The sequence below is a fragment of the Kluyvera sp. Awk 3 genome (assembly GCF_028069715.1).
In the GTDB taxonomy this organism is placed as follows: Bacteria; Pseudomonadota; Gammaproteobacteria; order Enterobacterales; family Enterobacteriaceae; genus Kluyvera; species Kluyvera georgiana_A.
Window position 1 is genome coordinate 1 of sequence record NZ_JANEWH010000087.1, and the last position, 20902, is coordinate 20902.

Sequence of the window (20902 nt, forward strand, 5' to 3'; positions counted from 1 at the left end):
AAGTAGACGTTTTAAGATTGTTGGCAACGGGATAAAAAAAGGGCCGCTTGCGCGGCCCTTTCGGTGAGAGCGTTTTAGTGATGCTCAACCTTATGGCTGTGCTCAATGTCTTCGTTTTTACGACTGAAACGACGACGCACGACCACGAAGAACACCGGTACGAAGAAGATAGCCAGTACGGTCGCCGTGACCATCCCGCCCATTACGCCGGTACCAACGGCGTTCTGCGCACCGGAGCCTGCACCGGAACTGATAACCAGCGGCATTACGCCGAGGATAAAGGCCAGCGAGGTCATCAGGATTGGACGCAGACGCATACGAACCGCTTCCAGCGTCGCCTCGATGAGACCTTTACCTTCTTTGTCCATCAGGTCTTTGGCAAACTCAACAATCAAGATGGCGTTTTTCGCCGATAGACCGATGGTGGTCAACAGACCAACCTGGAAGTAAACGTCGTTGGTCAAACCGCGCAGCGTTGCGGCCAGCAGCGCACCAACAACCCCCAGCGGAACCACCAGCATAACCGAGAACGGAATTGACCAGCTCTCATACAGCGCTGCCAGACAGAGGAAGACGACGATCAGGGAAATCGCGTACAGGGCAGGGGCCTGGTTACCGGACAGACGTTCCTGGTAGGACATCCCCGTCCAGTCGTAGCCGATACCCGCAGGCAGTTTACCCGCCAGTTCTTCCATCAGGTTCATGGCCTCACCGGTACTCTTACCTTCAGCCGCCTGACCCAGGATTTCCATGGATGGCAGACCGTTGTAACGTTCCAGACGCGGTGAGCCGTATTCCCAACGTGAAGTAGAGAATGCGGAGAACGGCACCATCTGACCATCGCTACCGCGAACGTACCATTTGCCGATATCTTCCGGCAGCATACGGTATTTCGCTTCAGACATCAGGTACACCTTCTTCACACGACCGCGGTCGATGAAGTCGTTGACGTAGCTACCGCCCCAGGCCGTGCCGAGAGTGGTATTGATGTCGCTGATGGATACACCCAGCGCCTGGGCTTTTTCCTGGTCGATATCAATCTTGAACTGCGGCGTATCTTCCAGGCCGTTAGGACGTACGCCGGTCAGCACGTCTGGGTGCTGGGCAATCATCCCGAACAGCTGGTTACGCGCCTGGGTCAGTTTTTCGTGTCCCAGACCCGCCTGGTCAATCAGCTGGAAGTCGAAGCCGGTCGCGGTACCCAGTTCTACGATAGCCGGCAGGTTAAAGGCGAACACCATCGCGTCTTTAATCTGCGAGAAGTAGCCCATCGCACGACCGGTAATCGCTTCAACCTTGTTCTCTGCGCCCGGACGTTCACTCCAGTCTTTCAGCGACACGAACGCGATACCGGTGTTCTGGCCACGCCCCGCGAAGCCGAAGCCGTTTACGGCAAAGACGGATTCAACGTTGTTTTTCTCTTTGGTGAGATAGTAATCGGTCATCTCATCCAGCACTTTCTGCGTACGTTCCTGGGTCGCACCGGCAGGCAGCTGCGCCATGCTGAGGAATACGCCCTGGTCTTCGTCCGGCAGGAACGAGCTTGGCAGGCGTACAAACAGGAACGCCATGCCGACAACGATGATCAGATACAGCAGCAGGTAACGACCGGTGCTGCGCAGAATGTTGCCTACGCTATCGGTGTAGTGGTGCGTGCTCTTCTCGAACATCCGGTTAAACCAGCCGAAGAAACCGGTGGTTGTGCCGTGGCTGCCTTTCTGAATAGGTTTCAGCATAGTGGCACACAGCGCCGGCGTCAGAATCAACGCCACCAGTACCGACAGCGCCATCGCCGAAACGATAGTGATGGAGAACTGACGATAGATAGCACCGGTAGAACCGCCGAAGAAGGCCATCGGGATAAATACCGCGGACAGCACCATCGCGATACCGACCAGTGCGCCCTGAATCTGGCCCATGGACTTACGCGTCGCTTCTTTAGGCGGCAGGCCCTCTTCGGCCATCACACGCTCAACGTTCTCGACCACCACGATGGCGTCATCCACCAATAGCCCGATGGCGAGCACCATCCCGAACATCGTCAGGGTGTTTATCGAGAAGCCGAACGCGGCAAGCACCGCAAAGGTCCCGAGCAGGACGACCGGTACGGCGATGGTTGGGATCAACGTCGCGCGGAAGTTCTGCAGGAACAGATACATCACCAGGAACACCAGGATGATCGCTTCGACCAGTGTTTTCACTACTTCATGAATCGAGATCTTAACGAACGGGGTGGTGTCGTACGGGTAAACGATTTTCAGGCCTGACGGGAAGAACGGCTCCATTTTCACCAGTTCAGCGCGAATGGCATTCGCGGTGTCCAGGGCGTTAGCGCCGGTCGCCAGTTTAATCCCCAGACCGGAAGCCGGCTGTCCGTTAAACTTCGCTACCACGTCATAGCTTTCACCGCCGAGCTCAATTTTCGCAACGTCGCGCAGGCGAACCTGTGAACCGTCCTGATTGACCTTCAGCAGAATGTTGCCAAACTCTTCGGTATTCGTCAGTCGGGTCTGCGCCACGATAGAGGCGTTCAGCTGCTGGCCAGGTACAGGCGGCGTACCACCTAACTGACCTGCCGCAACCTGGGCGTTCTGCGCTTTCAGAGCGCTGATGACATCAACCGGCGTCAACTGGAAGTTGTTCAGCTTGTTCGGGTCCATCCAGATACGCATCGCATACTGAGAACCGAACAGCTGAACGTCGCCCACGCCGCTGGTACGGCTGATGGCGTCTTTCATGTTCGCTGCCACGTAGTCAGAAATATCGTCCTGGTTCATGGTGCCGTTGGTGTTGATAACACCGACGACCATCAGGAAGCTGCTGGACGCTTTCTCAACGCTGATACCCTGCTGCTGAACTTCCTGCGGCAGAAGCGGCGTTGCCAGTGCGAGCTTGTTCTGTACCTGAACCTGAGCGATGTCCGGATCGGTACCGGATTCGAAGGTCAGCGTGATGGTTGCGGTACCGGTGGAGTCGCCGTTGGAGGACATGTACATCAGGTGATCGATACCGTTCATATTCTGTTCGATAACCTGAGTAACCGTGTTCTGCACCGTTTCGGCGTCAGCACCGGGGTACATGGCTGTGATCGAAATTGCAGGCGGCGCAATCGTCGGATATTGCGCAACCGGCAATTTGAGGATCGATAGCCCCCCAGCCAGCATGATAATGATGGCGATCACCCACGCAAATATGGGGCGATCGATAAAGAAATTAGGCATGTCTTAACGGCTCCTGTTTAAGTTAAGACTTGGATTGTTCTGACTGAGCAGCGCCCGCTGCGGCTTGCTGTTTATCGTCAGAAGTGACTTCCTGGGCTTTTACCTGAACGCCAGGTTTCACTTTTTGCAGACCGCTGATGATGACGCGATCGCCATCTTTCAGACCTTCGGTCACCAGCCATTTATCGCCAATGGCCTGGGTTGCAACAATCTGGCGGGTTTCAACTTTATCGCCTTCACCGATAACCAGCGCACTCGCGTCGCCACGTGGCGTACGGGTGACACCCTGCTGAGGCACCAGCAGTGCAGTTGGGTTGGTACCTTCTTCCAGACGTGCACGCACGAACATGCCCGGCAGCAGCGTATGATCTGGGTTCGGGAAGATCGCGCGCAGCGTGATAGAACCGGTCGTCTGGTCAACGGTCACGTCAGAGAACTCTAAGGTGCCGCTCTGCGGATATTTGATGCCGTCGTTGGTCACCAGATCCACTTTCGCTTTGCCGTTTTCTTGTTTCAGTTTGCCATCCGCCAGCTCCTGCTTCAGGCGCAGGAAGTCGTTGCTGGACTGCGTAACGTCAACATAGATAGGGTCCAACTGCTGAACGGTGGCCAACGCGGTGGTTTGCCCGTTCTGTACCAGCGCGCCTTCGGTGACCGAAGACTTACCAATGCGTCCGCTGATAGGCGAGGTGACTTTGGTATAAGCCAGGTTGATACGCGCGGTTTCTACGGCGGCTTTTGCGGCGACAACGGCGGCGTTAGCCTGTTGGGCATCGGCCAGGGCGGTATCGTAATCCTGTTTACTGATGTACTGAGTACCCAGCAGTTTGGAGTAACGGCTGACGGTCAGTTTGGCGATGTTCGCTGCCGCTTCGGCTTTCGCTAAATCACCTTTCGCACTTTCATAAGACGCCTGGTAAGTTGCCGGATCAATCTGATACAGCGATTCGCCCGCTGTGATTTCGCCACCTTCGATAAAGTTGCGCTTCAGAATAATACCGCTGACCTGCGGACGAACTTCCGCGATACGGAAGGCGCTGGTACGTCCCGGTAATTCTGTCGTGATTACAAGAGGTTCAGATTTGAGCGTCACAACGCCAACTTCTGGCATATGTTGTGCTCCTTGCTGAGCTGGTTTGTCGTCACATCCTGTTAGCGCTAAGCTGCCTGAGAGCATCAGAACGACCGCCAGAGGCGTTAACCCTCTGTTTTTGTTCATATGTAAACCTCGAGTGTCCGATTTCAAATTGATCAATGGAACAAGCGTCCACAAACCCATTGCTGCGTTTGTATTATCGTCATACTATGGTACATACATTCATAAATGTATGTAAATCTAACCCCTGCAATTTCACCGACCTATGGCACGAAAAACCAAAGAACAAGCGCAAGCTACGCGTCAGCACATACTGGATGTTGCCCTACGGTTGTTCTCACAGCAGGGGGTATCATCTACTTCACTCGCCGAGATTGCAAAAGCGGCTGGGGTGACGCGTGGGGCAATCTACTGGCACTTTAAGGATAAGTCGGATCTGTTTAACGAAATCTGGGCGTTATCAGAATCCAGCATCAGCGATCTTGAGATTGAGTATCGGGCAAAATACCCGGGGGATCCACTCTCAGTATTGAGGGAAATCCTGGTTTACATTCTCGAAGCTACCGTTCTCGAAGAGCGCCGACGTCTGATGATGGAAATCATTTTTCACAAATGTGAGTTTGTCGGTGAAATGGCCGTAGTGCAACAGGCACAGCGTAATTTATGTTTAGAAAGTTACGATCGCATTGAACAGACGTTAAATGACTGTGTGGCAGCCAACGTCTTACCGGCTAATTTGCTCAGTCGCCGCGCGGCTATTCTCACCCGCAGCTATATTTCCGGGCTGATGGAAAACTGGCTGTTTGCCCCAACTTCGTTCGACCTACGGGCAGAGGCGCAGGCTTATGTCGCCATCCTGCTCGAGATGTACCAATTTTGCCCGACGCTGCGCGGCGAGACGCCGGCCTGAACCTTCCTTAATTACCAGGAATAATCCTGGATTCTGCGACTTTTCGCCTGTAGCCAGAAGTGCTATTCTGCGCGGGCATTTATCCCCGGTTTTTCACCGGCTTTAGCAACCACTCATGTTAAAATTATGCTGCATAATATCCGCCCTCGGGCCACGATTTCCGCATTTTTCATTATTATTGTCTGCTTTCTTTTCTCGTTAGCCACGGCGCAGGCGCGCGCGCTCAACGGTAGCGATATTCCTGACCGCGCCGATGTCCAGGATCAGCTATCGGCGTTGAATAACAAGAAAGACCTGACGCCGCAGGAAAAACTGGTTCAGCAGGACCTCACGGAGACTCTGCAGCTGCTGGATAAAATCGACAACGTGAAGGCGGAAACCGCGGCGCTGCAAAAACAGGTGGATCAAGCTCCGCTCAAGCTGCGTCAGGCCACCGATAATCTCAATGCGCTGAGTGACGTTGATAGTGATGAAGAAACGCGAAAAACGTTGAGCACGCTGTCCTTGCGCCAGCTGGAAGCTCGCGTCTCGCAGGCCGTTGACGATTTGCAAAATGCGCAAAACGACCTTGCCACTTACAACAGCCAGCTGGTTTCGCTGCAAACCCAGCCAGAGCGCGTACAGAACGCCATGAACTCAGCCTCGCAGCAACTGCTGCAGGTGCGAAACAGCCTGAACGCGAACACCGTCGGGGACGGGCTGCGGCCGACCCAGCAGACGATGCTACAGGTGCAGAAAACGCTGCTCGACGCCGAAATTGAGCTACAGCGTAAAAGCCTCGCCAGCAATACCTCTTTGCAGGATACCCTGCAAAAACAACGTGACTACGTGACCGCTTACAGCACGCGTCTGGAGCACCAGCTTCAACTGCTGCAGGAAGCGGTGAACAGCAAGCGCCTGACGCTGACGGAAAAAACCGCCGCTGAAAACGCCTCGCCGGAAGAGACCGCCCGCATTCAGGGCAATCCGCTGGTGAAGCAGGAGCTGGAAGTTAACCATCAGTTAAGCCAGAAGTTGATTACCGCCACCGAAAGCGGCAACCAACTGGTGCAACAGAACATCAAGGTGAAAACCTGGCTCGACCGCGCGCTGCAATCTGAACGTAACGTAAAAGAGCAGATTGCCGTCCTGAAGGGAAGCCTGCTGCTGTCGCGTATTCTTTATCAACAGCAGCAGACGCTGCCGTCGGCGGATGAACTGGAGGATATGACCACCCGCATCGCCGACCTGCGACTCGAACAGTTTGAGATTAACCAGCAGCGTGATGCCCTGTTCCAGAGCGATGAATTCGTCGCCAAACTGGAGGAAGGGCATAGCAGCGAAGTGGATAGCGAAGTGCACGACGCGCTGCTGCAAATTGTCGATGCGCGCCGCGAAATGCTGGATCTGATCAACAAACAGCTGGGCACCCAGCTGATGATGGCTATCAACCTGCAAATCAATCAGCAGCAGTTGATGAGCGTGTCAAAAAGCCTGAAATCTATTCTGACCCAGCAAATTTTCTGGGTTAACAGCAATAAACCGATGGACTGGGACTGGATTAAGTCCTTCCCGGAAGCGCTGAAAGACCAGTTTAAGTCGATGAAAATCACCGTAAACTGGGAGAAAGCGTGGCCCGCCGTGTTTGTCGCCTTCCTTGCCGGGCTTCCGCTGCTGCTGATTGCCGGGCTGATTCGCTGGCGGCTACAGTGGTTGCGCAGCTATCAGGACAAGCTCGGCGATCAGGTGGGTAATCTTCGTAACGACAGCCAACTGCATACGCCGAAGGCTATCCTCATCGATCTCATTCGCGCGCTGCCGGTGGTGCTGATCATTCTGGCGATTGGCCTGATTTTGCTCACCATGCAACTCAACATCAGCGCGCTGCTGTGGGCATTCAGTAAAAAGCTGGCGATTTTCTGGCTGGTGTTTGGCCTGTGCTGGAAGGTGCTGGAGAAAAACGGCGTTGCCGTACGCCACTTCAATATGCCGGAACAGCTGACCAGCCACTGGCGTCGGCAGATTGTGCGCATCAGCCTGGCGCTGCTGCCGCTGCACTTCTGGTCGGTGGTGTCCGAGCTTTCGCCGCTGAACCTGATGGACGACGTGCTGGGGCAGTTCGTGATTTTCCTTAACCTGCTGGTGATTGCGACGCTGATGTGGCCAATGTGCCGCGAAAGCTGGCGCGATAAAGAATCACACAGCCTGCGCCTGATCACCATGACCGTGCTGGCGTTGGTGCCGGTCGGCCTGATGGTGCTGACCGCCACCGGTTATTTCTACACCACGCTGCGCCTCTCTGGCCGCTGGATTGAAACCGTTTATCTGGTGATCTTCTGGAACCTGCTTTACCAGACCGTGCTTCGCGGCCTGAGCGTCGCGGCGCGACGCATCGCATACCGTCGTGCGGTCGCGCGTCGGCAGAATATGGTGAAAGAGGGGGCCGAAGGCGCCGAACCGCAGGAAGAACCGGCGATCGCGCTGGAGCAGATCAACCAGCAGACGCTGCGTATCACCATGCTGGTGATGATTGCGCTGTTTGGCGTGATGTTCTGGGCTATCTGGTCTGACTTAATTACCGTCTTTAGCTATCTGGACAGCATCACCCTGTGGCATTACAACGGCACCGAAGCCGGGGCGAGCGTGGTGAAAAGCGTCACCATGGGCAGCCTGCTGTTCGCCATTATCGCCTCGATGGTGGCGTGGGCGCTGATCCGTAACTTACCAGGTCTTCTGGAAGTGCTGGTGCTTTCGCGGCTGAACATGCGTCAGGGGGCCTCCTACGCCATCACCACGATTCTGAACTACGTGATTATCGCCGTCGGGGCGATGACCGTGTTCGGCTCGCTGGGCGTGTCGTGGGATAAACTGCAGTGGCTGGCCGCCGCGCTATCGGTAGGTCTTGGTTTTGGCTTGCAGGAGATTTTCGGTAACTTCGTCTCCGGCCTGATTATTCTGTTTGAACGTCCGGTTCGCATTGGCGATACGGTGACGATCGGCACCTTCTCCGGGACGGTTAGCAAGATCCGCATCCGCGCGACGACCATTACTGATTTCGATCGCAAAGAGGTGATCATCCCGAACAAGGCTTTCGTCACCGAACGCCTGATCAACTGGTCGCTCAGCGATACCATCACCCGCGTGGTGATCCGCCTCGGCGTGGCTTATGGATCGGATCTGACCAAAGTGAAAGAGGTGCTGCTGAAAGCGGCGATGGAGCATCCGAAGGTGATGCACGATCCGGAGCCGTCGGTCTTCTTTACCGCTTTTGGTGCCAGCACGCTGGATCACGAACTGCGTCTGTACGTGCGTGAACTGCGCGACCGCAGCTACACCGTCGATGAACTGAACCGCACCATCGACCGCCTGTGCCGCGAAAACGACATCAATATCGCCTTCAACCAGCTGGAAGTGCATCTGCACAATGAGAAGGGCGATGAAGTGACGGAAGTGAAGCGCGATAGTAAAAATGACGGCAAGGATATGATTGCCGATTAATCCGTAGGCCTGATAAGAGCCGCGCCATCAGGCACGCCGCCGTATATTGCCGGATGGCGGCGTTGCCTTATCCGGCCTACAGATCGTGTCCTGGGCGCTAAGGCGCCTCATCCGGGCGGCTTTTCAGCTTGTTGATGTAATCTTTGCGCACCATCTCCAGCGCGCTTAGCACAATTTCCGGGGCGATTTGGTTGCTCTCCAGCAGCTCTATTAAATCGACCGCCAGCTTGACGTCATCGGGCGCGTTTTCCAGCGACATACTTTCTCCTTTAGCGCGTGATGCGCGCCAGCACTCGTTCTATTTCTTCCAGCGCCTGACGGCAGCGGGCAAGTCGACCGTCAAAGGCGGTAATTTCGCGGGCCAGACGCTGTTGATCGTCGAGCGTGGTCGCCTGCTGATACTGCTGCTGGCGCTGCTGCTTCATCTCCAGCAGACGACGCTCAAACTCCTGTGTTTCCAGCCGCTTACGCTGCCAGCGACGTAACCCCGGCGAGGCGCTGTCCCACACACGCAGCGACCAGGCTTCGCTTTCCCGATTGATGGCTTCAATTTGCGCCGCAAGACGTTCAGCAAGCCAGGCAACCTGCGGCAGCTGTTGCTGCTCGACGGCGTGCTTTAACTCCTGAAAATGGGCGTTCGCCTCATCAAGATAGGCCTGCATTTGGGTGCTGCGCGTCTGGAACAGCTGACGGTCAAAGCGGGTGCTCAGCGTGGCGTGCGCGGAAAGCGGCGCGATACGCGCCTGCAGACGCGCAAGCTGTTGTTCCAGCGTTTGTAAAAGCAGGGCCGTTTTCACCGGATTCTCCGTTTTCTTGTTATCGGCTATGCTACAGTAGCATGCTCATTTGATAACGATTCGCATTATGCAGCGTACTATTCTAATCATTATTGGCTGGCTGGCGGTAGCCCTCGGCACAATCGGCGTTGTGCTGCCGCTGTTGCCCACCACGCCGTTTATTCTGCTGGCCGCCTGGTGCTTCGCCCGCTCGTCGCCGCGTTTTCATAACTGGCTGCTGTATCGCTCCTGGTTTGGCGGCTATCTGCGCCACTGGCAGCGTTACAAAGCTATGCCGCCGGGCGCGAAGCCGCGCGCCATCGCGGTGATTTTGTTGACCTTTGCTGTTTCGCTGTGGCTGGTCAATTTGCTGTGGGTTCGTCTACTGCTGCTGGTCATCCTCTGCGGATTGTTGATTTTTTTATGGCGAATTCCCGTCGTTGATGCAGAGCAACAAAAGCCGTGAACCGCATTAATGGTGTTGCAATTCTGCGAGCTTGCCAGTAAATTCTGGCGTTTTCGAGCACAGGCGCGCCTGGTTAAAAGTTAATCAAATGTAACTTTTAGCCCATTTTGCTCGCCTTGAGTAACACTGTTTCAATCAGGCACAAACCTATGACCGCAACTGCACAGCAGCTTGAATATCTGAAGAACAGCATCCAGAGCATCCAGGATTATCCGAAACCTGGCATTCTTTTCCGCGATGTCACCAGCTTACTGGAAGACCCGAAAGCCTACGCGCTCAGCATTGAACTGCTGGTCGAGAAGTACAAAGACGCCGGTATCACCAAAGTCGTGGGTACCGAAGCGCGTGGTTTCCTGTTTGGCGCGCCGGTCGCGCTGGCAATGGGCGTAGGTTTTGTCCCGGTGCGTAAACCGCGCAAGCTGCCGCGTGAAACCATCGCCGAAAGCTACGAGCTGGAGTACGGCACCGATCAGCTGGAAATCCACGTTGACGCGATCAAGCCGGGCGACAAAGTGCTGGTGGTCGACGATCTGCTGGCAACCGGCGGGACCATTGAAGCGACGGTGAAACTGATCCGTCGTCTGGGTGGCGAAGTGCACGATGCGGCCTTCATCATCAACCTGTTCGATCTGGGCGGCGAACAGCGCCTGGAAAAACAGGGCATCACCAGCTACAGCCTGGTGAATTTCCCGGGGCACTAAGCATTTCCCGATACATAGCCTCGCCGATCCGGCGGGGCTGTGGTAGCATTATCCCTTCGTGAATCCACCTTCCAGCGTTTCAGAGCCTGCCAATGAGTTATCAGGTCTTAGCCCGAAAATGGCGCCCACAAACCTTTGCTGACGTCGTCGGCCAGGAACATGTGCTGACCGCACTGGCGAACGGCTTATCGTTAGGGCGCATTCATCACGCATATCTCTTTTCCGGCACCCGTGGCGTCGGGAAAACCTCTATCGCCCGCTTACTGGCGAAGGGGCTGAACTGCGAAACCGGCATTACTGCCACGCCTTGCGGCGTGTGTGATAACTGCCGTGAAATTGAGCAGGGGCGTTTCGTCGATTTAATTGAGATCGACGCCGCCTCGCGAACCAAAGTCGAAGATACTCGCGACCTGCTGGATAACGTTCAGTACGCGCCCGCGCGCGGCCGCTTTAAGGTCTATCTGATCGACGAAGTGCACATGCTCTCCCGCCATAGCTTCAACGCGCTGTTGAAGACGCTGGAGGAGCCGCCTGCGCACGTCAAATTCCTGCTGGCGACCACCGATCCGCAAAAATTGCCGGTGACCATTCTCTCGCGTTGTCTTCAGTTCCACCTCAAGGCGCTCGACGTTGAGCAGATTCGCCATCAGCTTGAGCATATCCTCGACGAAGAGCATATCGTCCACGAGCCTCGCGCCCTGCAGCTGCTGGCGCGTGCGGCGGACGGTAGCCTGCGCGATGCGTTAAGCCTCACCGACCAGGCGATTGCCAGCGGCGAAGGCCAGCTGACAACCGTCTCCGTCAGCGAAATGCTTGGCACGCTGGATGACGACCAGGCGCTGTCGCTGATTGAAGCGCTGGTGGCCGCGAATGGCGAGCGGACGATGGAACTGGTTAACGATGCCGCGCTGCGCGGCGTCGACTGGGAGGCGCTGCTGGTTGAAATGCAGAGTCTGCTGCACCGGATTGCCATGGTTCAGTTGTCGCCTGCGGCGCTGGGCAGCGATATGGCGGCGATTGAACAACGGATGCGCAACCTTGCGCGTACCGTGCCGCCCACCGATGTGCAGTTGTACTATCAAACGCTGCTGATTGGCCGCAAAGAGCTGCCGTTCGCGCCGGATCGCCGCATGGGCATTGAAATGACGCTGCTGCGCGCATTGGCATTTCATCCGAATGCGCCGCTGCCGGAGCCGGAAAGGCCGCAGCAGACGTTTGCGCCTGCCTATGCCCCGGTGACGCAACAGCCTGCGCCCATGCCTTCTGCCGCACCGATGACGCCGCCGCCAGCGGCCGCGCCGCTGCCGGAGTCCACCAATCAGGTGCTGGCCGCGCGACGTCAGTTGCAGCAAAGCAGTCAGGGAGCAACCACCCCAAAAAAGAGTGAACCGGCAGCCGCTTCCCGCGCGCGGCCGGTGAATAACGCTGCGCTGGAAAGACTGGCTTCGGTGTCCGAACGCGTTCAGGCGCGCCCGGCGCCGTCCGCGTTGACCCAACCGGCGGCGAAAAAAGAGGCTTATCGCTGGAAAGCGACCACGCCGGTTGAAGAAGTCAAAAAAGAAGAAGTCGCCACGCCAAAAGCGTTGAAGAAAGCGCTGGAGCATGAAAAAACGCCGGAACTGTCGGCGAAGCTGGCGGCGGAATCATTAGAGCGCGACCCGTGGGCGGCGGAGGTCAGCCAGATGGCGCTGCCGAAGCTGGTCGAGCAGGTGGCGCTCAACGCGTGGAAAGAGCAGGACGGCAGTACGGTGTGCCTGCATCTGCGCCCGACGCAGCGGCATCTTAATTCCCCCGGCGCGAAGCAGAAGCTGGCTGAGGCGATGAGCAGTTTATACGGCGCGCCTGTTGAATTGACCATCGTGGAAGATGATAATCCGGCGGTGCGTACGCCGCTGGAGTGGCGACAGGCCATTTATGAAGAGAAACTCGCGCAGGCGCGCGAGTCGATCATCGCGGATAATAACATTCAGACCCTGCGCCGGTTCTTCGACGCGGACCTGGATGAAGAGAGTATTCGCCCCATTTGACCGCAAGCGCTGCTTACGGTCGTTATTCTTTAACGTGACCTACTGAGAGAGAAGCCTATGTTTGGTAAAGGCGGTCTGGGTAACCTGATGAAACAGGCCCAGCAGATGCAAGACAAAATGCAGAAAATGCAGGAAGAAATCGCCCAGCTGGAAGTCACCGGCGAATCTGGCGCAGGTCTGGTCAAAGTGACCATCAACGGCGCGCACAACTGCCGTCGCGTTGAAATCGACCCAAGCCTGCTGGAAGACGACAAAGAGATGCTGGAAGACCTGGTCGCTGCGGCGTTCAACGATGCGGCGCGCCGTATTGATGAAACCCAGAAAGAGAAAATGGCCTCTGTATCCTCCGGTATGCAGCTGCCGCCAGGCTTCAAGATGCCGTTCTGATGCAAACCAGTCCGCTGTTAACTCAGCTGATGGAAGCACTGCGCTGCCTGCCGGGCGTTGGCCCGAAGTCGGCGCAGCGCATGGCGTTTACCCTGCTGCAGCGTGACCGCAGCGGCGGGATGCGTCTGGCGCAAGCGTTAACCCGCGCGATGTCGGAAATCGGCCACTGCGCCGATTGCCGCACCTTCACCGAGCAGGAGGTGTGCAACATTTGTGCGAACCCGCGTCGCCAGGAAAACGGCCAGGTCTGCGTGGTGGAGAGTCCGGCGGACATCTACGCCATTGAGCAGACCGGGCAGTTCTCCGGCCGCTACTTCGTGCTGATGGGGCATCTGTCGCCGCTCGACGGCATCGGCCCGGATGATATTGGTCTTGACCGCCTTGAGCAGCGTCTGGAAACGGAGCAGCTCACGGAGATTATCCTCGCCACCAACCCGACGGTGGAAGGGGAAGCCACGGCCAACTATATCGCTGAGCTGTGCGCGCAATATGGCGTTGAAGCCAGCCGTATCGCCCACGGCGTTCCGGTAGGCGGTGAGCTGGAGATGGTCGATGGCACCACGCTGTCGCACTCGCTGGCCGGTCGTCATAAGATTCGTTTTTAATCAAACGAGAGCAGGATTTTCTGCTCTCGCTTGAAATCCTCACCACCCATCCCCATTTTCCTCTCATCGCTTTTTTTACCTTGTAATCACCATTGAGGTATTTTGCAATGAAAGGACAAGAAACACGTGGCTTTCAGTCAGAAGTAAAACAGCTTCTGCACCTGATGATCCATTCTCTGTATTCCAATAAAGAAATCTTCCTGCGTGAGCTTATCTCTAACGCTTCAGATGCTGCCGACAAGCTGCGCTTCCGCGCGCTGTCTAACCCGGATCTGTATGAGGGCGATGGCGAGCTGCGCGTACGCGTCTCCTTCGATAAAGATAAGCGTACGTTGACCATTGCCGACAACGGTATTGGTATGAATCGCGACGAGGTGATCGATCATCTCGGGACGATCGCAAAATCCGGCACCAAAGCATTCCTCGAATCCATGGGCTCAGACCAGGCCAAAGACAGCCAGCTGATCGGTCAGTTCGGCGTCGGTTTCTATTCCGCGTTTATCGTGGCGGATAAAGTTACCGTGCGCACCCGTGCGGCGGGCGATAGCGCAGAGAACGGTGTGTTCTGGGAATCCGAAGGCGCGGGCGAATACACCGTGGCCGACATCACCAAAGACGATCGCGGTACCGAAATTACCCTGCACCTGCGCGAAGGCGAGGACGAGTTCCTCGACGACTGGCGCGTACGCTCGATCATCAGCAAATATTCCGACCATATCGCGCTGCCGGTAGAAATAGAGAAATCCGAAGAGAAAGACGGCGAAACTGTGGTTTCCTGGGAGAAAATCAACAAAGCGCAGGCGCTGTGGACGCGTAATAAAGCCGAGCTGAACGACGATGAATACAAAGCGTTCTACAAGCATATCGCCCACGACTTTACCGACCCGCTGACCTGGAGCCACAACCGTGTGGAAGGTAAGCAGGAGTACACCAGCCTGCTGTATATCCCGTCGCAGGCGCCGTGGGATATGTGGAACCGCGATCATAAACACGGTCTGAAGCTGTACGTGCAGCGCGTCTTTATCATGGACGACGCCGAGCAGTTTATGCCGAACTACCTGCGTTTTGTGCGCGGGCTGATAGACTCCAACGATCTGCCGCTGAACGTCTCCCGTGAAATTCTGCAGGACAGCAACGTCACCCGTAACCTGCGTAACGCCCTGACCAAGCGCGTACTGCAGATGCTGGATAAGCTGGCGAAAGACGACGCCGAGAAGTACCTGACCTTCTGGAAACAGTTTGGTCTGGTGCTGAAAGAAGGTCCGGCGGAAGACCATGCTAACCAGGAAGCGATCGCCAAACTGCTGCGCTTTGCGTCTACCCATACCGACACTTCCGAGCAGAACGTGTCGCTGGCCGACTACGTGTCGCGCATGAAAGAAGGGCAGGAGAAGATCTACTACATCACCGCCGACAGCTATGCTGCGGCGAAGAGCAGCCCGCATCTGGAGCTGCTGCGTAAGAAAGGCATCGAAGTGCTGCTGCTTTCCGACCGCATCGATGAGTGGATGATGAACTACCTGACCGAGTTCGACGGCAAGCCGTTCCAGTCCGTTGCTAAAGCCGATGAGTCCATCGACAAGCTGGCGGATGAAGTGGACGAGAGCGCTAAAGAAGCAGAAAAAGCGCTGACTCCGTTCGTTGAACGCGTGAAAACCCTGCTGGGCGACCGCGTGAAAGAGGTGCGTCTGACTCACCGTCTGACCGACACCCCGGCCATCGTCACCACCGACGCCGATGAAATGAGCACCCAGATGGCGAAGCTGTTTGCCGCTGCGGGCCAGGCCGCGCCGGAAGTGAAGTACATCTTTGAACTGAACCCGGACCACGTGCTGGTGAAACGCACCGCGGATACCCAGGACGAAGGGCAGTTTAAAGAGTGGGTTGAACTGCTGCTCGACCAGGCGCTGTTCGCCGAGCGCGGTACGTTGGACGATCCTAACCAGTTTATCCGCCGCATGAACCAGCTGCTGGTGTCATAAACCTTACCCTCACCCTAACCCTCTCCCTGAAAGGGAGGGGGACTGGCCCGGCGCTGGTATTCTCCCTCTCCCAGTGGGAGAGGGGCGGGGTGAGGGCATCAAACTGCTCCGTACGCAAAATATCTGACCATTAACCGTTTCAGCCGTCCCGCCTTCCTTGAGCCATCGCCGTTCTGGTGGTATCTTTTAGCGCTTTTTAAAAAATATTGACAACCTTTGAGGGGATTTTCGCAATGCGTATCATTCTGCTTGGCGCACCTGGCGCGGGTAAAGGAACTCAGGCACAGTTCATCATGGAGAAATATGGCATTCCGCAAATTTCCACCGGTGATATGCTGCGCGCCGCTGTTAAATCCGGCAGCGAGCTGGGCAAACAGGCTAAAGACATCATGGACGCCGGCAAACTGGTTACTGACGAACTGGTTATCGCGCTGGTCAAAGAGCGTATCGCTCAGGAAGACTGCCGCAACGGTTTCCTGCTGGACGGCTTCCCGCGCACCATTCCGCAGGCTGACGCCATGAAAGAAGCGGGCATCAACGTTGACTACGTGCTGGAATTCGACGTACCAGACGAGCTGATCGTTGACCGTATCGTTGGCCGTCGCGTACACGCCGCTTCTGGCCGCGTTTACCACATCAAATTCAACCCGCCTAAGGTTGAAGGTAAAGATGACGTGACCGGCGAAGAGCTGACCACCCGTAAGGACGATCAGGAAGAGACCGTGCGTAAACGCCTGGTGGAATACCATCAGATGACCGCGCCGCTGATCGGCTACTACTCCAAAGAAGCGCAGGCGGGTAACACCAAATACGCGAAAGTTGACGGCACTCAGGCCGTGGCTGACGTACGCGCAGAGCTGGAAAAAATTCTCGGCTAATGTTGTGCCGCCATCCGATGCCGGATGGCGGCGTAAACGCCTTATCCGATCTATGCCGTTCTGTAGGCCGGATAAGCGCAGCGCCATCAGGCAAAAATTCTCGCTTTACCTCTCACAGCAATTAGTTTTTCTTCCTCGCTTTTCCGCTACAATTATCAACAATTTGAATCGATAAGAGGCGGTAATGCATCATAAGAAACCTGGTATCCTGCTGGTTAACCTCGGCACTCCCGATGCTCCCACGTCTGAAGCCATTAAACGCTATCTGAAGCAGTTCTTAAGCGATAAGCGCGTCGTGGATACGCCTCGCCTGCTTTGGTGGCCGTTGCTGCGCGGCGTCATTCTGCCGATCCGCGCGCCGAGAGTGGCGAAGCTATACGAATCGGTATGGATGGAAGAGGGCTCACCGCTGCTGGTCTACAGCCGTCGTCAGCAGCAGGCGCTGGCGGCACGTCTGCCGGATGTGCCGGTGGTGCTGGGCATGAGCTATGGCACGCCATCGCTGCAAAGCGCGGTGGATGAACTGCTGGCGCAGGGCGTTGACCAGCTCATCGTGTTGCCGCTCTATCCGCAGTATTCCTGTTCCACCGTGGCTGCGGTGTGGGATGAACTGGCACGCATTCTGGCAACCAAACGCGCGATTCCGGGCGTCTCGTTTATTCGTGATTACGCGACCGATCGCCACTATATTCAGGCGCTGGCGGCGAGCGCACGGGCGTCATTTGAGCGCCACGGCGAGCCCGATCTCCTGCTGCTTTCCTACCACGGTATTCCTCAGCGTTATGCTAATGAAGGCGACGATTACCCGCAGCGCTGTCGTGACACCACGCGTGAACTGGTCTCCGCGTTGGGTATTTCGCCTGATAAGGTGATGATGACCTTCCAGTCGCGCTTTGGCCGCGAACCATGGCTCACGCCGTATACCGACGAAACGCTCAAGATGCTCGCGGAAAAGGGCGTGAAACATATTCAGGTGATGTGCCCGGGTTTCTCTGCCGACTGTCTTGAAACGCTGGAAGAGATTGCGGTGCAAAACCGCGAACTGTTCCTCGAGGCGGGCGGGCAGAAATATGAGTATATTCCGGCCCTCAATGACGATGCCGCGCATATCGAAATGATGGTGAATCTGACGGCGTCGTATCGCTAATCGCAAGCGGGCGGGGGAGTGTGCTACTATTCCCCGCTTGTTCCTAGTCATCCAGAAATCACCATGAAATTTCCCGGTAAACGCAAATCTAAACATTACTTCCCGGTGGACGCTCGCGATCCGCTGCTCCAGCAGATTCAACCTGAAAGTGAAACCAGTACCGCCTGGGTTGTCGGTATCGACCAGACGCTGGTGGATATTGAAGCCAAAGTCGACGATGCGTTTATTCAGCGCTACGGCCTGAGCGCCGGGCATTCGCTGGTGATTGAAGATGATGTCGCGGAAGCGCTATACCAGGAACTGGTACGCGAGAGCCTGATTACCCATCAGTTTGCCGGTGGCACCATCGGTAATACCATGCACAACTATTCGGTACTGGCGGACGATCGTTCGGTACTGCTGGGCGTCATGTGCAGCAATATTGAAATTGGCGGCTATGCCTATCGTTACCTGTGTAATACCTCCAGCCGTACCGATCTTAACCATTTACAGGGCGTCGATGGCCCGATTGGCCGCTGCTTTACGCTGATCAGCGAAAGCGGAGAGCGTACTTTTGCTATCAGCCCAGGACACATGAACAAACTGCGTCCGGAAAGCGTGCCGGAATCGGTGATTGCCGGCGCCTCTGCGCTGGTGCTTACCTCTTACCTGGTGCGCTGCAAGCCGGGCGAGCCGATGCCGGACGCCACGATGCAGGCCATCGCCTACGCGAAGAAACACAATGTGCCGGTGGTGCTGACGCTGGGCACCAAGTTTGTGATTGCCGATAGCCCGGAATGGTGGCAGAGCTTTATTAAAGAGCACGTGTCGATTCTGGCGATGAACGAAGAAGAAGCGGAAGCGCTGACCGGCTTGAGCGACCCGTTACAGGCGGCGGATAAAGCTCTGGATTGGGTGGACCTGGTGCTGTGTACCGCCGGGCCGACCGGGCTGTATATGGCGGGCTTCACCGAAAACGAAGCCAAGCGCAAAACTCAGCACCCGCTGCTGCCGGGGGCCATTGCCGAGTTTAACCAGTATGAATTCAGCCGTGCGGTGCGCTATAAAGACTGTCAGGATCCGCTGCGCATCTACTCGCACATTGCGCCGTTTATGGGTGGCCCTGAGAAGATCATGAATACCAACGGCGCAGGTGACGGCGCGCTGGCGGCGCTGCTGCACGACATTACCGCTAACGCTTACCATCGCAGCAACGTGCCGAATTCCAGTAAGCACCAGCATAACTGGCTGACCTACTCGTCGCTGGCGCAGGTGTGTAAGTATGCTAACCGCGTGAGTTATCAGGTGCTGAACCAGCATTCGCCGCGTTTGACGCGCGGCCTGCCGGAGAAAGAAGATAGCCTCGAAGAGGCGTACTGGGAGCGGTAATATTGTTATTCAGGCCTACGTAAACGCGTAGGCCTGATAAGCGTAGCGCCATCAGGCACGAACATTGCCGGATGGCGGCTTTGCCTTATCCGGCTTACGATGCTATCCGCTAACAGCCTCACTCAACGGCGGATCGCTCAATAGCCCCAGCATGGTTTTCGCTATCTCACGCTCACCCATGACCACCTCATTGGCACCTCGTTCGCTGATATACGCGACTTCATCGTCGTAATGCGCACGGGCGATAATCTCAAGATGCGGATACTTCTCGCGGGCGCTGGCGACGATTTCTCCGGCCTCATAGCCGTTTGGAATGGTCAGCAGCAGCCAGCGGGCGCAGTCGAGATGCGCCAGCGTCATAATCTCTTCGTTGGCGGCATTACCCAGTACCGCGCGAATGCCGCGCTCGCGCAGCTCGTCGACACGGGTACGCGATGTTTCAATCACCACCAGCGGAATCCCTTGCGCCATCAGCTTCTCGCCGAGCAGGCTGCCGACGCGACCGTAGCCAACCAGCAGCGCGTGGTTACAGATATCTACCGGAATCTGTTTTTCATCTTCCAGCGCCTCTTCCAGGGTCTGTTCCTCAAGCGTTTCCGTTTTCTCGAGGTATTTCTCCAGCACGGAGAACAGCACCGGATTGAGCATAATGGAGAGAATCGCCCCCGCCAGCACCAGGTTTTGCCCGGCTTGCGGTAGGAGATCCAGCGCCATGCCCAGACCGGCGAGAATAAAGGCGAATTCGCCAATCTGCGCGAGGCTGGTGGCGATGGTTAATGCGGTACGCTGGGAGTGGCCGAACAAACGCACCAGGCCAAACGCGGCGAGCGATTTACCGAAGATGATGATTGCCAGCGTTCCCAGTACCGCCAGCGGCTGCTCAATCAGAATCAGCGGATCAAACAGCATGCCGACGGAGACAAAGAACAGTACCGCAAACGCGTCACGTAGCGGCAGGGTATCGTGCGCCGCACGATGGCTCAGTTCGGATTCGTTCAGCACCATCCCGGCGAAGAACGCACCCAGCGCGAACGAGACGTCAAACAGTTCTACCGCGCCGAAGGCGATGCCCAGCGCCAGCGCCAGTACCGAGAGCGTGAACAGTTCGCGAGAGCCGGTGGCGGCGCTGCGAGAGAGGATCCACGGCACCAGGCGGCGGCCAACCAGCATCATAATGGCGATAAACGCCACCACTTTACCGATGGTTATCGCCATATCGATAGCCAGCGAGGCGAAACCGATATTTTCTTTTTCCATCATTCCGGCGACGGCGGGCAGCAGCACCAGCGTCAGGACCATCACCAGATCTTCAACGATCAGCCAGCCGATGGCAATTTGCCCCCGCTGACTATCAATAAGCTGTCGTTCTTCTAACGCGCGCAGCAGCACCACGGTACTGGCGGTAGACAGGCACAGGCCAAAGACGATGCCGGTCATTATGGACCAGCCTAAGAAGGTGGAGAGCAGCATCCCGAGCAGGGTGGCGACCGCTATCTGCGCTATCGCGCCGGGTATGGCGATGGACTTTACCGCCATCAAATCTTTCAGTGAGAAATGGAGACCGACGCCGAACATCAGCAAAATAACGCCTAATTCCGCGAGTTCTGGTGCCAGTTTGGTATCAGCGACAAATCCTGGAGTAAAGGGTCCGGCCAGTACGCCCGCTAACAAATATCCTACCAGTGGAGAAATTCTTAACTTATTGGCAATCATGCCAAGGAAAAAAGCGAGCACAAGGCCACCAACAATGGTGGTGATTAGCGGTGTGGCGTGATGCATTCCGTCTCCTTTCGTCGTGATGCGTGGTCCCATTTTTGGCGCAGAGTGTCGCAACAGCCTGAAAACCAAAAAACCTCGTAAT

At 56.3% G+C, this 20902-nt stretch carries 16 protein-coding genes, 1 pseudogene and 1 other annotated feature; of the genes and pseudogenes, 11 read left to right on the forward strand and 6 right to left on the reverse strand.

What is annotated here, in order from left to right; genetic code table 11:
• Positions 1–74: 74 nt before the first annotated feature.
• Together acrB and acrA are read right to left on the reverse strand one after the other, a co-directional pair.
• Complete coding sequence (acrB, locus tag NNN71_RS16790; protein ID WP_064547999.1) at positions 75–3221, reverse strand: multidrug efflux RND transporter permease subunit AcrB; 3147 nt, start codon at positions 3219–3221, stop codon at positions 75–77.
• Positions 3222–3243: 22 nt separating this feature from the next.
• Positions 3244–4440: a multidrug efflux RND transporter periplasmic adaptor subunit AcrA gene (gene acrA / locus NNN71_RS16795; RefSeq protein WP_163445952.1), complete on the reverse strand. Its 1197-nt coding sequence runs from the start codon at positions 4438–4440 to the stop codon at positions 3244–3246.
• A gap of 142 nt (positions 4441–4582) precedes the next feature.
• Here acrA and acrR point away from each other — a divergent pair, with 142 nt between their 5' ends.
• Both acrR and mscK read left to right on the forward strand, forming a co-directional pair.
• Positions 4583–5227 (forward strand): multidrug efflux transporter transcriptional repressor AcrR, encoded by a 645-nt coding sequence (acrR, locus tag NNN71_RS16800; protein ID WP_163445953.1) that lies wholly within the window; start codon positions 4583–4585, stop codon positions 5225–5227.
• A 126-nt stretch (positions 5228–5353) separates the two neighbouring features.
• Positions 5354–8704 carry a mechanosensitive channel MscK gene (gene mscK / locus NNN71_RS16805; RefSeq protein WP_163445954.1) on the forward strand — a complete coding sequence of 1117 codons (3351 nt, stop codon included), beginning with the start codon at positions 5354–5356 and terminating at the stop codon, positions 8702–8704.
• Positions 8705–8801: 97 nt separating this feature from the next.
• On the opposite strand, the gene rsmS is transcribed toward mscK, so the two are convergent.
• Both rsmS and priC read right to left on the reverse strand, forming a co-directional pair.
• Positions 8802–8963 (reverse strand): pleiotropic regulatory protein RsmS, encoded by a 162-nt coding sequence (gene rsmS, locus NNN71_RS16810; RefSeq protein ID WP_163445955.1) that lies wholly within the window; start codon positions 8961–8963, stop codon positions 8802–8804.
• Positions 8964–8973: 10 nt separating this feature from the next.
• Positions 8974–9501 (reverse strand): primosomal replication protein N'', encoded by a 528-nt coding sequence (priC, locus tag NNN71_RS16815; RefSeq protein ID WP_271458953.1) that lies wholly within the window; start codon positions 9499–9501, stop codon positions 8974–8976.
• Positions 9502–9568: 67 nt separating this feature from the next.
• Between priC and NNN71_RS16820 the strand changes: the two genes are divergently transcribed.
• The 7 genes from NNN71_RS16820 to adk all read left to right on the forward strand — a co-directional run bounded on the left by NNN71_RS16820 (position 9569) and on the right by adk (position 16526).
• Entirely contained in the window at positions 9569–9946 is a 378-nt protein-coding gene (locus NNN71_RS16820) for a DUF454 family protein (RefSeq protein ID WP_163445957.1), read from the forward strand.
• Positions 9947–10095: 149 nt separating this feature from the next.
• On the forward strand, positions 10096–10647 hold the full coding sequence (gene apt / locus NNN71_RS16825) for an adenine phosphoribosyltransferase (RefSeq protein WP_052283817.1): 552 nt from the start codon (positions 10096–10098) through the stop codon (positions 10645–10647).
• A 92-nt stretch (positions 10648–10739) separates the two neighbouring features.
• A complete protein-coding gene (dnaX, locus tag NNN71_RS16830) occupies positions 10740–12674 on the forward strand; it encodes a DNA polymerase III subunit gamma/tau (protein ID WP_271458954.1) in 1935 nt (644 codons plus the stop codon).
• Positions 12004–12068: a sequence feature (DnaX frameshifting element), on the forward strand. It overlaps the preceding gene by 65 nt.
• 57 nt (positions 12675–12731) lie before the next feature.
• Complete coding sequence (locus NNN71_RS16835) at positions 12732–13061, forward strand: YbaB/EbfC family nucleoid-associated protein (RefSeq protein ID WP_064548013.1); 330 nt, start codon at positions 12732–12734, stop codon at positions 13059–13061.
• The gene (gene recR, locus NNN71_RS16840) at positions 13061–13666 is read left to right on the forward strand and encodes a recombination mediator RecR (RefSeq protein WP_271458955.1); all 606 of its coding nucleotides are present in this window, start codon (positions 13061–13063) and stop codon (positions 13664–13666) included. The genes NNN71_RS16835 and recR overlap by 1 nt, the downstream gene beginning before the upstream one ends.
• Before the next feature lie 107 nt (positions 13667–13773).
• Complete coding sequence (htpG, locus tag NNN71_RS16845; RefSeq protein WP_163445959.1) at positions 13774–15648, forward strand: molecular chaperone HtpG; 1875 nt, start codon at positions 13774–13776, stop codon at positions 15646–15648.
• Between the two features lie 233 nt (positions 15649–15881).
• Positions 15882–16526: an adenylate kinase gene (gene adk / locus NNN71_RS16850; protein WP_014069168.1), complete on the forward strand. Its 645-nt coding sequence runs from the start codon at positions 15882–15884 to the stop codon at positions 16524–16526.
• A 19-nt stretch (positions 16527–16545) separates the two neighbouring features.
• On the opposite strand, the pseudogene NNN71_RS25285 reads toward adk, so the two are convergent.
• Positions 16546–16626 (reverse strand): annotated as a pseudogene (locus NNN71_RS25285) (hypothetical protein); the annotation flags it as partial.
• Positions 16627–16710: 84 nt separating this feature from the next.
• Between NNN71_RS25285 and hemH the strand changes: the two are divergent.
• Together hemH and NNN71_RS16860 are read left to right on the forward strand one after the other, a co-directional pair.
• Positions 16711–17673: a ferrochelatase gene (gene hemH / locus NNN71_RS16855; protein WP_167576462.1), complete on the forward strand. Its 963-nt coding sequence runs from the start codon at positions 16711–16713 to the stop codon at positions 17671–17673.
• Between the two features lie 63 nt (positions 17674–17736).
• Entirely contained in the window at positions 17737–19041 is a 1305-nt protein-coding gene (locus NNN71_RS16860; RefSeq protein ID WP_163445961.1) for an inosine/guanosine kinase, read from the forward strand.
• A 102-nt stretch (positions 19042–19143) separates the two neighbouring features.
• On the opposite strand, the gene ybaL is transcribed toward NNN71_RS16860, so the two are convergent.
• Entirely contained in the window at positions 19144–20820 is a 1677-nt protein-coding gene (ybaL, locus tag NNN71_RS16865; RefSeq protein ID WP_064548024.1) for a YbaL family putative K(+) efflux transporter, read from the reverse strand.
• Positions 20821–20902: the final 82 nt, after the last annotated feature.

What these genes read in the sequence shown, in the direction of transcription:
- hemH (WP_167576462.1), top strand. Translation starts at nt 16,711, where the DNA reads ATGCATCATAAGAAACCTGGTATCCTGCTGGTTAACCTCGGCACTCCC.
- htpG (WP_163445959.1), top strand. Translation starts at nt 13,774, where the DNA reads ATGAAAGGACAAGAAACACGTGGCTTTCAGTCAGAAGTAAAACAGCTT.
- acrA (WP_163445952.1), bottom strand. Translation starts at nt 4,440, where the DNA reads ATGAACAAAAACAGAGGGTTAACGCCTCTGGCGGTCGTTCTGATGCTC.
- ybaL (WP_064548024.1), bottom strand. Translation starts at nt 20,820, where the DNA reads ATGCATCACGCCACACCGCTAATCACCACCATTGTTGGTGGCCTTGTG.
- rsmS (WP_163445955.1), bottom strand. Translation starts at nt 8,963, where the DNA reads ATGTCGCTGGAAAACGCGCCCGATGACGTCAAGCTGGCGGTCGATTTA.
- acrB (WP_064547999.1), bottom strand. Translation starts at nt 3,221, where the DNA reads ATGCCTAATTTCTTTATCGATCGCCCCATATTTGCGTGGGTGATCGCC.
- adk (WP_014069168.1), top strand. Translation starts at nt 15,882, where the DNA reads ATGCGTATCATTCTGCTTGGCGCACCTGGCGCGGGTAAAGGAACTCAG.
- NNN71_RS16835 (WP_064548013.1), top strand. Translation starts at nt 12,732, where the DNA reads ATGTTTGGTAAAGGCGGTCTGGGTAACCTGATGAAACAGGCCCAGCAG.
- NNN71_RS16860 (WP_163445961.1), top strand. Translation starts at nt 17,737, where the DNA reads ATGAAATTTCCCGGTAAACGCAAATCTAAACATTACTTCCCGGTGGAC.
- apt (WP_052283817.1), top strand. Translation starts at nt 10,096, where the DNA reads ATGACCGCAACTGCACAGCAGCTTGAATATCTGAAGAACAGCATCCAG.
- NNN71_RS16820 (WP_163445957.1), top strand. Translation starts at nt 9,569, where the DNA reads ATGCAGCGTACTATTCTAATCATTATTGGCTGGCTGGCGGTAGCCCTC.
- recR (WP_271458955.1), top strand. Translation starts at nt 13,061, where the DNA reads ATGCAAACCAGTCCGCTGTTAACTCAGCTGATGGAAGCACTGCGCTGC.
- mscK (WP_163445954.1), top strand. Translation starts at nt 5,354, where the DNA reads ATGCTGCATAATATCCGCCCTCGGGCCACGATTTCCGCATTTTTCATT.
- acrR (WP_163445953.1), top strand. Translation starts at nt 4,583, where the DNA reads ATGGCACGAAAAACCAAAGAACAAGCGCAAGCTACGCGTCAGCACATA.
- dnaX (WP_271458954.1), top strand. Translation starts at nt 10,740, where the DNA reads ATGAGTTATCAGGTCTTAGCCCGAAAATGGCGCCCACAAACCTTTGCT.